Here is an 11871-nt window from a genome sequence, read left to right as displayed (position 1 = left end):
ATGGGTTGAAAGTCAGGAGGTTTAGATGTACAGAGTGCAATTAAGCCTGCATGCTCACTTAGTTCTTGAAGCTGTGAATCGGCGCGGGAATCCGTCCGCCACGGTTGACGAAGCCCGCACAATTGAACGGGTTGACAGCCATGACAGGAGCGTATCCGAGCAAGCCGCCGAATTCGACCATTTCACCGACGTCCTTCCCGATGACCGGAATGACGCGGACCGCTGTGGTCTTGTTGTTGACCATGCCGATGGCGGCTTCATCGGCAATGATGCCTGCGAGGGTCTCTTTGCTGGTGCTGCCGGGTATGGCAATCATGTCAAGGCCTACAGAGCAGACACAAGTCATAGCTTCGAGCTTCTCCAGAGTCAGCGCCCCGCGCTGGACCGCCTGGATCATGCCGTGGTCTTCACTGACCGGGATGAAGGCGCCGCTTAAGCCGCCGACATAGGAGGAGGCCATGACTCCGCCTTTTTTGACATTGTCGTTAAGGATGGCCAGTGCAGCTGTGGTGCCGGGAGCACCGGCTTCCTCCAGGCCCATGACCTGGAAGATCTCGGCGATGGAATCGCCGATCTCGGGCGTAGGGGCCAGCGACAGGTCGATGATGCCGAAGGGTACATTCAGGCGCTTGGAGGCTTCCTGGGCGACCAGCTGGCCGACACGGGTGACCTTGAAGGCTGTACGCTTGATCGTCTCACACAGGGTCTCGAAGTCCTGACCCTTCACCTCTTCCAGCGCCCGCTTGATTACACCCGGACCGCTGACGCCAACGTTAATCACACACTCCCGTTCGCCCACCCCGTGGAAGGCACCGGCCATGAACGGGTTATCCTCCACCGCATTGCAGAATACAACCAGCTTGGCACAGCCGATGGAGTCGCGGTCCTTGGTGCGCTCCGCCGTCTGGAGAATGATGTCGCCCATCAGCTTCACGGCGTCCATGTTGATGCCGCTGCGCGAGGAGCCGACGTTGACGGAGGAGCAGACTCTCTCGGTCACCGCCAGCGCTTCCGGAATACTGTCAATCAGAATCCGGTCGCCCTTGGTACAGCCCTTCTGCACCAGCGCGGAATACCCGCCGATGAAGTTGACGCCTACCTCCTTGGCTGCCTTGTCCAGAATCTGGGCGACAGGCACGTAGGTATCGGTATGTACAGCTCCCGCAGCAATCGAAATCGGCGTTACGGAGATCCGTTTGTTGACAATCGGCACCCCGAATTGGCGCTCCAGATCCTCACCGGTCTTCACGAGCTTCTCGGCAGAGCGGGTAATTTTGTCATACACCTTCTGGTTGAACACCTTCATGTCAGTATGGGCGCAGTCCATCAGGCTGATGCCCATCGTAATGGTGCGGACATCCAGGTTCATTTCCCGGATCATTTTATTCGTCTCCTGAACTTCTACTATCGAGATCACTAGCCTTGCTCCTCCCTCGCCGGTTAAATCCGGTGCATAATATTGAAGATATCCTCATGCTGCAGCTTGATTTCCACACCGATGTCTTCCCCTACCTGCTGAAGCTCCTCCACAATCTCCTCGAAGGACTTGCTGGGGGCAGAGATGTCCACGATCATCATCATGTTGAAATAATCCTGCACAATCGTCTGGGAGATGTCCAGAATGTTCAGATTGTGCTCTGCGAGGTATGTACACACTTTGGCGATAATGCCTACCTTGTCTTTTCCGAGTACCGTAATAATCCCCTTCAATTGAAAAGCCTCCCGTTATCCATGGTCTGAAATCTTCGCTCATTGCCGCATTAACGGAATGAACGATTTTAATTATTATGTCAAATCAAGGATAGGTTATCAACCAAAGCTTTTGTGTCGGGCTGATCAGAGATTTGAGCTTGCATTTTCCTGAGCGTATAATAATGTTGACACTTGATGTGAAATATGATTTATTTGAGTTTTGAACGATAAGCCGGATATAAGGAGCTATTATGACAACGAGAAAATATAAAGAGCTGGTTGAAGAGCGCACGAGAGAAACTCTGCAGAAATGGTCGGAACAGTCAGCAGTCGAGGAGAAGGATATTTACCGTTTCCTGCATAATTTGAAGGGCACCTCGGGCACTGTGGGTCTCGATACCGTAGAGGCTTTCTCGGGTAATGCGCTGCTCTATTTCTCGGATGATAACCATAGAAGCTGGACGGAAGCAGAATGGGGCGATTATATCTATCCGGTGCTGGAGCTCTTTAACGAACCGGAATCGAAAGGCGCGGTGCCCCCGTTGACTCCCGGGATTGCATTATCCCACGGCAATGTCCATCAGCAGTACGAGATTCTGATCGTGGACGATGATGTGGAGCTGGTTGCTTTTTTGCGGGAATCGCTGGAGCGGGAGTCCTATTATGTCAGCATTGCGCTGTCGGCAGGACGCGGACTGAAGCTTTTTTATGAGAACAAGCCGGATTTGATTCTCCTTGATATTCTGCTGCCGGACCGCAGCGGGATTGATGTACTGAAGCAGATTATCGGCAAGGCTAAGAAAGAACGGATTCCGATCATTATGATTAGCGGAGAGCATTCGATAGAGGTTCAGAAGTATGCCTACTCGCTGGGTGTTATGGATTACATACAGAAGCCGGTGGACATCGATTTATTCCTGGTGCTGATCAAGAACCGCTTTGAGCTGAAAAAGGAGTGGCAGGAATCGATCATTGTCGACGAGCTGACCGGGGCGTTCAACCGCAAGTACTTCAACCAGACGATGAAGCAGCTGATCTCCGATTTCAGACGGACTGGGCGGACCTTCTCCCTTGCTCTGCTGGACCTGGATCTGTTCAAGCAGGTTAACGACACTTACGGGCATCTGATGGGGGACGAGGTGCTGCAGAGCTTCTCGGAGCTGGTGAAGCAGTCCATCCGCACGGAGGATACCTTCTGCCGCTATGGCGGCGAGGAATTTGCCCTGTTCATGCCGAATACGCCTGCGGAGCAGGCGCTGCTTGTGATGGAGCGGATTCAGGAGGTCTTCGCGGCCCGGGAATTCCAGGCCAAACGTGAGAGCTTCCATGTTACCTTCTCCTGCGGAGTGACCGAGGTTAACGGAGAGGTGCAGGATGCCGATATATTGGTAGAGGAAGCGGATCTGGCGCTCTATGCCAGCAAGCATAACGGCAGGAACCAGAGCACCCTCTACAGCCAGGATCTGCTGCTGGGCCAGCGCGAGACGCTGCTGAATGTCATTATTGTGGATGATGATCCGCTGATCCGCAGAATGGTGACGACTCACTTCGCTGCCTGGCAGCCCGGGACTAACGCCAGAGTGAAGGTTACGAGTTACGCGGACGGCGCGCTTTTATTGAAATCGGACTGGTATGCTCCTGAAGAGAAGTATGTGATTCTGCTGGACGGCGTCATGCCGGGGCTTGACGGGCTTGAGGTGCTGGAGAAGATCCGCAGCGGCTATCCTGAGGTGAACATTCTCGTGATCATGCTGACTGGCCGCAATAACCAGCGGGACATTGTCCATGCGCTGCAGATGGGGGCGGATGATTATGTCATTAAGCCGTTCCATCTGCCGGAGCTGCTGACCCGGATTGAGCGTCTGGCCCACCGGTTTCTGTTCTAAATGCAATGCATCCCAAGCAGGGATGACTGAAAGGTGAGAGTGAGCTATGGTGCAAAAGGTACTGATTGTAGATGATGAAGAGGTTCTGCGCATGCTAATTGAGGATACGCTGGAGGATCTCGAGAATGTGGAGACCCATACTGCCGAGAATGGGGGCGAGGCGCTCGCCAGGCTGGCGGCAGAACCTTACGACCTGGTGATTCTGGATTACATGATGCCCGTCATGACAGGCATTGAAGTGCTGTGCGAGCTGGACGGGGAGCTGAAGAGCCGGACGCCGATTATGATGCTGACCGCCAAGGCACAGGAGATGGACCGTAACCGGGCCAGGGAGGCAGGAGCCCGTTATTTCATGCCCAAGCCGTTCAGCCCGATGGAGCTGCTGCAGCTCGTGGAGGATATTCTGAGTGAGAAACCTTAAGCTTAAAGGCCGGAGCATCAAAACGAAATATTACCGGATTCTTCTGCTGCTGTTCGTTGCCATTATGGCCGGAGGAATCGGGCTTGTCTTCTATATCAATGCCCAGCAGGAACAGCTGGATCAGAAACGTGAAGTGCTGCAACATAAGACGGCGACGATCAACGAGCTGGCGGTGACGCTAAGCGAGGTCTTTTTCCGGGCGAGAGGTTATGTGGCTACTCAGAGTGAGAACGAGCTTGCGCTGCTGAACGCTGCGGTTAAGGGGCTTGACGGCATTCTGGAGCAGTACTCCTCCCTGAAGCTGTCGGCTGAAGAAGTCCGGTACAGAGATGACCTCAAGGTCTTCTATGAACAGTACAAGAGCCAGACCCTGCCTGAAGTGATGCTCTTAGTGAAGAATAATGATTACGAGGGAATCCGGAACCTGTCCCAAAGCGGCAGTACCCGGGCTGTGAATGAATTCCTGAGCTACACGAAGCAATTCAAAGCCAATTCGGATGCGCTGCTGAATGAGCTGAACTCCCGCTCCATCAGGCAGGCGGATACGTTCACCTTCATTGCCTTTATGCTCAGCACCTTGCTGCTGCTGTTCTTCACCCTGCTGATCTGGCAAATGCTCAAAGTTATCATCGATCCGATTGTGAAGCTGGAGGAAGCGACGAATTCGCTGGCGGCCGGCGAGGCGGTTATGCTCGGCAAGCTGCATAAGCAGGATGAGATCGGACGGCTCTATGAGGCCTTCTTGAATATGGCCCACAGCATCCAGGATAAAGAGGAAGAGCTGATGATGCAGAATGAAGAGCTGCATGCCCAGCAGGACGAGCTTCAGGATCAGCAGTTCAGGCTGGAGCGGTCGCTCAGTGAAATCGAGAGCATGATGAAGGCGCTGAATCAGACCTCTGCCGTCGGCATTCTGTCGAACAAAGGCGTGTTCACCTACGTGAACGATAATCTGAGCGTCTACACGGGCTACAAGAGCTCCGAGATTATCGGATACACTTACCGGCTGTTTGAGCTGCATAATATTGCAGAACCGCAGGTAGAGCAAATGATCCGCAAGCTGTCGACCGGCGGCGTGTGGAGCGGAGAGACGGAACTTGAGACCAAGGAGGGGGCACCCCTCTGGCTGCAGCTGACCGTCATGCCTTATCTGAACGATGAAGGCCAGATCTACCAGTATATCCTGATTGCGAATAACATCACCTCGATGAAGAATGTGCAGCAGGAGCTGGCGGAGACGCTGAAAAGCACGGAGCAGACATCCATGATGCTGGAGCTTAACAATCAGCTGAATCATGAGATCACCTATACGCTGGACAAGCAGGAATTTGCCGACAAGTTCAACCAATTCATGAACCGTCTGTACTCGTTCGACTCCAGTCTTTTTCTACTGGTCAAGGATAAGATAGCGGTGGTCAAAGGGGTTCCGCCGGAGAATGTGGAGCGGTACATCGGTGAGGGCAGCAAGGAGATTCTGTACCGCCTGAGCGTGGAAAAGTCGTACATGGTGAAGCGGGTGGGCTCGGTCAGAGAGCAGGGGATCTCCGCCAATGAGGTGTATTGTTACGACTACTATACGACTGTGGTGAATGCTGAGGATGAGATTCTGGCAGTCTTCTGCGGAACCCGCATCGGGCACCCGTTCACGGAGGAAGAGACCGACGAAATCCAGGGGATGATGAACCGGGTCGCCCTGGCCATTGAACGCCTGTTCATGTACGAGGAGATTGAGAATGGCCGCAAGCTGAATCAGGATATTGTGAACAATGTCAATGAGGGCATCCAGTTCGTTGGCACGGACGGCGTCATTCAGCACATCAACAAGGCGCTCAGCCAACTGTTCAGCTATGAGGACTGGACGGAAGGCATGCTGATTCCTAAGGAGCGCTGGATGGAGCACTTCACCCTACAGGTGAATGAATCGGAAGAGCTGGGTCGCTTTTACCAGAAGGCGATGTCCGAGCATACCACTGAGTCCAGTGCGATGAAGTATTCTATCGGCAAGGAAGACATGAAGCATGTGGATGCCTATGCCATACCGGTCTTCCGCCGGGAGGTCCGGGTAGGGACGCTGTTCGTCCACCGGGACATTACCCGTGAGTATGAGCTGGACCTGATGAAGTCGGAGCTGGTCAGCACCGTCAGCCATGAGCTGCGGACGCCGCTGTCGAGTGTACTGGGCTTCACGGAGCTGCTCCTGTCCAAAACCATGAAGCCGGAGAAGCAGCTGAAATATCTGGAGACGATTCATAAGGAAGCCAAGCGTCTGACGGAGCTGATTAACGACTTCCTGGACCTGCAGCGGATGGAGTCCGGCACACAGCTGTATAATGTGGAGAAGGTTAACCTTAGCGAGACGGTCTTGAGTGTCATCGATCAGTACAAGCTGAGCGGTACCCACCATATTCTGCTGGAGGACGAGGCGCTGAATCCCGAGGTTGAGGTAGACAAGGATAAGATTATCCAGGTGCTGACCAACCTGCTGAGCAATGCGATCAAGTTCTCGCCGGGCGCAGGTGAAATTAAGGTCATGCTTCATAACGAACCGGGATCGATTATGGTACGGATTCAGGACCACGGACTCGGGATTCCGAAGAATCAGATCGGGCAGCTGTTCCAGAAATTCCGCCGAGTGGACAACAGTGCCTCCAAGCGAATTGGCGGTACAGGTCTCGGGCTGGCCATCTGCAAGGAGATTATTGAGAAGCAGAAGGGAACGATCGGGATTGAATCCGTGGAGGGCGAAGGCTCGACGGTATGGTTCCGTCTTCCGGTGATGCAGGCAGAGACCGGCCACCCGGAGGAGGAACATTCGTTAAGATGGAGCGCTGGCAAGGAGCAGAAGCCGGATGTGATGATTGTGGAGGATGATTATAGCCTGTCATTGCTGCTCTCGGAGGAGCTGAAGGGTAAGGGCTTCCGGGTCACCCATCACTATCATCCGCAAAAAGCTTTTGACCAGGCTGTCAAAACGCCCTTCGTAGCGATCGTTGTCGATCTGATGCTGGGCGATGAGCTGGACGGCTGGGATCTGATCCGCATGCTCAAGAACGATCCCCGGACCGAGAAGGTGCCGATTGTCATCTCCTCGGCGCTGGACAAGGATGATAAGAGCATGATGGACAATGTGCAGAAATATTTGACCAAGCCCTATCCGCCCGGCGAGCTGTCGGGTACGCTTCAGGAGATTGTGGACATTCAACTGAAGACAGGCGAGGTGCTGTTCCCGGATAACGGTGAAGCCGGGCATGGAGCGGCGCTTGGTGAGGGTTAGAGTGAGTATAGAGTAAGTGCTGAGTATCTGCTTAGTAGGTGCATGGGTAGTGCAATAATATGATCGATTATAATTATAGCGGAACAAGTCTCTTTCTGGGGCTTGTTTTTTTATATATTTGGGGGTTCTCCCGGGTGGGGGGGAAAGGGATGACGGGGAACGGAGAGGCGAATGTGGGACGGGGCCAAAATGTATGCTAAAAACCGACTACATTGGGCGTGACGGAAGCGTGTGGGCCGAATGTAATCGAAAAACCGACTACATTGAGCTTGGCGGAGGTGTGTGGTGCAAATGTAATCGAAAAACCGACCACATTGGGCGTGACGGAAGCGTGTGGGCCGAATGTAATCGAAAAACCGACTACATTGAGCTTGGCGGAAGCGTGTGGGCCGAATGTAATCGAAAAACCGACTACATTGGGCTTGGCGGAGATGTGTGGGCCGAATGTAATCGAAAAACCGACCACATTGGGCGTGGCGGAAGCGTGTGGGCCGAATGTAATCGAAAAACCGACTACATTGGGCTTGGCGGAAGCGTGTGGGCCGAATGTAATCGAAAAACCGACTACATTGGGCTTGGCGGAGATGTGTGGGCCGAATGTAATCGAAAAACCGGCCACATTGTATGTGGAAAACAGCAGACATTGTGCTCCAAACTGGGCAGCGGCCGGAGGGCCAAATGTTCACCGCAGCGACGACCAAGCTTTGAGTTCTAGTCTTAAGTATCCCAGCAAAACTTGCTTTAGAGTGGACTCTAAGGGTTATAGTGAATATGAAGCAGCCAATCTAGCAGGAGTGAAAGGGAGGAATTGCGATGAAGTACAGTTATTTGGGTAAATCGGGGTTAAAGGTCAGCCAGTTGTGTCTGGGGACGATGAATTTCGGACCGGAGACGGAGGAGAAGGAAGCCTTCAGAATTATGGATGCGGCCCTCGATGCGGGCATTAATTTCTTCGATACGGCGAATGTGTACGGCGGCCAGGACCGGCGGGGCTGGACGGAGGAAATTATCGGCCGCTGGTTTCAGCAGGGCGGCGGACGGCGTGAGAAGGTAGTGCTGGCCACCAAGGTCTACAATGACATGTTCGACGAGCAGGACGGTCCCAATTCCGGCTCAGGCTTGTCTGCCTACAAGATCAGACGCCATTTCGAAGGCTCGCTGCGGCGCCTGCAGACCGATCATATTGAACTATATCAGATGCATCATATCGACCGGAACGTATCGTGGGACGAGCTGTGGGGCGCATTCGAGCTCCTGGTGTCCCAGGGCAAAGCCGATTATATCGGCTCCAGCAACTTCGCAGGCTGGCATATCGCTGCTGCCCAGGCGAAGGCCAAGGAGCGCCATTTCCTAGGCCTTGTCTCCGAGCAGCATCTCTATAACCTGCTGGAACGGACGCCGGAGCTGGAAGTGCTGCCGGCCTCACAGGAGCTGGGCCTGGGTGTCATTCCATGGAGTCCGCTGGCCGGAGGCCTGCTGGGACGCAATGCACTCGCGAAGACCGGGGTGCGCAGTGCCCGTTCAGCCAAGCTGGAGCAGCACCGCAGCCAGCTGGAGCAGTTCTCCGCGCTCTGCAAGGAGCTGGGCGAGCATGAGGATCAGGTCGCTCTGGCCTGGGTACTGGCGAATCCGGCTGTGACCGCACCGATTATCGGGCCGCGTACGATCCAGCAGTTCGAGGACTCCCTGCGGGTGACCGAGATTACGCTGGATGAGGCCACACTGAAGAAGCTGGACGAGATCTTCCCGGGACCGGGCAAACCGGCACCGGAAGCCTACGCCTGGTAAGCAGAGCCTTGGACCTTGTCCATCCCGTAGCGCATATACGATACGTAATGACCTGAAGAATAACAGCCGGACTGTCCCTGACGGGATGGTCCGGCTATATTTTTGTAAGTATCCAGATGAATATGGTAGACTGATTCTGTGACAAACAGTGACCTTGACCACGGCCTTGACTATGACCCTGATCATGAGTTGAACAACTAGAGAAGATAGGGGAACTGCCGATGCTTTTTTATCTGATAGCTGTCTTCGTCCTGATGCTTGATCAGGCGACCAAGTGGATAGTGCGTACCCATATGGAGCTTGGGGAGATGCTTCCTTCCTGGACGCCGCATTTGCGGTTTGTATACTATGAGAACAGCGGTGCGGCCTTCAGCTCCTTTCAGGGATTCGGGAAGTATTTTGCTATTGTTGCCGTGATTTTTGTAGCAGCAATCTTCTATTACCGGCGTCAGGGTAAAATCCGCGGCCCCCTGCTCGAAGCAGCCAGCGGCTTCCTGGTTGGCGGGGCTATCGGCAATGCCATTGACCGGGCACTTTATCACCAGGTTACAGATTTCCTGGTCTTCGGGAATCATGGCGGGATTATGAATCTGGCCGATCTGGCGATCAATGCCGGAGGCCTTCTCATTCTAATCTACCTGCTTGTGGACCATTTCCGGCACAGAGCAACCCGCAGACTATTATAAATGGCAGGCAAAGACATCTCCGGTCTATCATTTTATCTAATGCAACTTATCATAATTAGTAATGAACCCGGCTAAATCAGAGCATTTTACTATGATTTAGCCGGGTTTTGTGCATTTTATTCAAGTATTTACCTTTTAAAGAATATGATGCCTGTTATATGATTCGTTGATCGTTTGCCGGTATTGTGTTAGCCTGAGTTCATGATATTAAGAGGAAAGAAGATTGCACGCTAAGGAGAGGTCGATATTGTTGCAACTACAAGTTACAAACAGTCCTTTTAATGAGAACCAGGCAGAGCTGCTGAATCAGCTTCTGCCCACGCTGACACCTTCACAGCAGGTATGGTTAAGCGGGTACTTATCTGCCCTGTCGCTACAGGGTAGCCAGGGATCAAGCGTCCAGGCAGGTTCCCCCGCTGCTCCAGCAGTAGTAGCAGAGCCGGCAACTGCCGCTTCGCAGCAAGCATCACGTGAAGTGACCGTATTGTTCGGCTCCCAGACCGGCAACTGCCAGCGGCTCGCCGTGAGCCTCTCCCGCAAGCTGGAGGAGCAGGGCTTCAAGGTCACGGTGTCCGCGATGAACAGCTTCAAGCCAAATGGACTGAAGAAGACAGAGAACCTGCTGCTGCTGGTCAGCACCCATGGCGAAGGGGAACCGCCGGATAATGCCCGTGCCTTCCATGAATTCCTCTACAGCAAAAGAGCGCCGCAGCTTCCAGGCTTGCGCTTCTCGGTACTCGCGCTGGGCGATACCTCCTATGAATTCTTCTGCCAGACCGGCAAAGACTTCGATCAGAAGCTGGAAGAGCTGGGCGCACAGCGGTTAAGCCCGCGTGTAGATTGCGACCTCGATTATGATGAGCCGGTGGCCGAGTGGTTCGGCCAGGTCATCAGCGCTCTTAACGGCGCGCAGAATGCTGCAGGAATTGCGGATGCAGCGGTTCAGGCTGCTGAGAGCGCAGAGTCGCTGGAATCCGCCTATTCACGAAATCATCCTTTCCATGCCGAAGTACTGGAGAATCTTAATCTGAACGGCCGCGGCTCAGACCGCGAGACCCGCCATCTGGAGCTGTCGCTTGCCGGATCGAATATTACCTTTGAGCCGGGGGATTCTCTTGGCGTCTACCCCGAGAATCACCCGCAGCTGGTAGCAGATATCATTGCCGCTATGGGCTGGAATGCGGATGAACGTGTTCCGCTGAACAAAAAGGGGGAAGAAGGCACGCTACAGGAGGCGCTGCTGCGGCATTACGAAATTACGGTGCTGACGAAGCCGCTCCTGGAACAGGCTGCTGGGCTTACCTCCGCACCTGCCCTTAAGGAACTGCTGACCCCCGGGCGGCAGCAAGAGCTGAAGGAGTATATTCAGGGCCGGGATCTGCTGGATCTTATTCAAGACTATGGACCCTGGAATGCTCCTGCCAGCATCTTCGTGACCATCCTGCGCAAGCTTCCGGCCCGCTTGTATTCCATTGCCAGCAGCTACAATGCCAACCCGGATGAAGTACACTTCACGGTGCGGGCTGTGCGTTATGAGTCACATGGGCGTGAGCGTTACGGTGTCTGTTCGGTACACTGTGCTGAGCGTGTACAGCCGGGTGCCACCTTGCCGGTATATATCCAGAACAATCCGAACTTCAAGCTACCCGCTGATTCCAGTGTACCGGTAATTATGATCGGTCCGGGTACGGGCGTTGCCCCGTTCCGTTCCTTTCTGGAGGAGCGTGAAGAGCAGGGGGCTGAGGGTCCAAGCTGGCTGTTCTATGGAGACCGTCATTTCGTTACAGACTTCCTCTACCAGACGGACTGGCAGCGGATGCTGAAGGACGGTGTCCTCAGCAGGCTGGATGTGGCCTTCTCCCGCGACACAGAGGAGAAGGTGTACGTACAGCACCGTATTCTGGAGCAGAGTAAGGAACTGTACCGCTGGCTGCAGGAAGGAGCGCATGTATACGTGTGCGGCGATGAGAAGCATATGGCCCATGATGTGCATTCGGCACTGATTACAGTGATCCAGGAGGAGGGCGGACTAAGCCCGGAAGCGGCTGCCGCCTATCTGGAGACCCTTCAGCAGGAGCAGCGTTACCAGCGGGATGTCTATTAAGCGGGATTCAAGCGAAAGAG

The 11871-nt window shown here is 54.1% G+C and carries 9 protein-coding genes; 6 read left to right on the top strand and 3 right to left on the bottom strand.

What is annotated here, in order from left to right:
* Positions 1-58: 58 nt before the first annotated feature.
* Positions 59-1417, bottom strand: coding sequence for a PFL family protein (locus J2Z70_RS04370; RefSeq protein ID WP_036733006.1), 1359 nt, complete (start codon positions 1415-1417; stop codon positions 59-61).
* Between the two features lie 23 nt (positions 1418-1440).
* Complete coding sequence (locus tag J2Z70_RS04365; RefSeq protein WP_036700808.1) at positions 1441-1710, bottom strand: ACT domain-containing protein; 270 nt, start codon at positions 1708-1710, stop codon at positions 1441-1443.
* A 233-nt stretch (positions 1711-1943) separates the two neighbouring features.
* Here J2Z70_RS04365 and J2Z70_RS04360 point away from each other — a divergent pair, with 233 nt between their 5' ends.
* Genes J2Z70_RS04360 through J2Z70_RS04350 form a run of 3 tightly spaced genes read left to right on the top strand, consistent with a single transcriptional unit; the run spans position 1944 to position 7273 of the window.
* On the top strand, positions 1944-3578 hold the full coding sequence (locus J2Z70_RS04360; RefSeq protein ID WP_209869808.1) for a GGDEF domain-containing response regulator: 1635 nt from the start codon (positions 1944-1946) through the stop codon (positions 3576-3578).
* A gap of 49 nt (positions 3579-3627) precedes the next feature.
* On the top strand, positions 3628-3999 hold the full coding sequence (locus J2Z70_RS04355) for a response regulator transcription factor (RefSeq protein ID WP_076079258.1): 372 nt from the start codon (positions 3628-3630) through the stop codon (positions 3997-3999).
* On the top strand, positions 3986-7273 hold the full coding sequence (locus J2Z70_RS04350) for an ATP-binding protein (RefSeq protein WP_209869805.1): 3288 nt from the start codon (positions 3986-3988) through the stop codon (positions 7271-7273). The genes J2Z70_RS04355 and J2Z70_RS04350 overlap by 14 nt, the downstream gene beginning before the upstream one ends.
* Positions 7274-7469: 196 nt before the next feature.
* On the opposite strand, the gene J2Z70_RS04345 is transcribed toward J2Z70_RS04350, so the two are convergent.
* A complete protein-coding gene (locus tag J2Z70_RS04345) occupies positions 7470-7892 on the bottom strand; it encodes a hypothetical protein (RefSeq protein WP_209869802.1) in 423 nt (140 codons plus the stop codon).
* Between the two features lie 194 nt (positions 7893-8086).
* Here J2Z70_RS04345 and J2Z70_RS04340 point away from each other — a divergent pair, with 194 nt between their 5' ends.
* The 3 genes from J2Z70_RS04340 to J2Z70_RS04330 all read left to right on the top strand — a co-directional run bounded on the left by J2Z70_RS04340 (position 8087) and on the right by J2Z70_RS04330 (position 11851).
* On the top strand, positions 8087-9061 hold the full coding sequence (locus tag J2Z70_RS04340; protein WP_209869799.1) for an aldo/keto reductase: 975 nt from the start codon (positions 8087-8089) through the stop codon (positions 9059-9061).
* Between the two features lie 221 nt (positions 9062-9282).
* Positions 9283-9747, top strand: coding sequence for a signal peptidase II (lspA, locus tag J2Z70_RS04335; RefSeq protein ID WP_209869796.1), 465 nt, complete (start codon positions 9283-9285; stop codon positions 9745-9747).
* Between the two features lie 250 nt (positions 9748-9997).
* Positions 9998-11851, top strand: a complete 1854-nt coding sequence (locus tag J2Z70_RS04330; protein WP_209870212.1) for an assimilatory sulfite reductase (NADPH) flavoprotein subunit — start codon at positions 9998-10000, stop codon at positions 11849-11851.
* Positions 11852-11871 lie beyond the last annotated feature (20 nt).

The sequence above is a fragment of the Paenibacillus silagei genome, from assembly GCF_017874735.1.
GTDB classification, from domain to species: Bacteria; Bacillota; Bacilli; order Paenibacillales; family Paenibacillaceae; genus Paenibacillus_AQ; species Paenibacillus_AQ silagei.
Note: the sequence above shows the minus strand (reverse complement) of the source record. Positions and strands in the feature narration are given on the sequence as shown.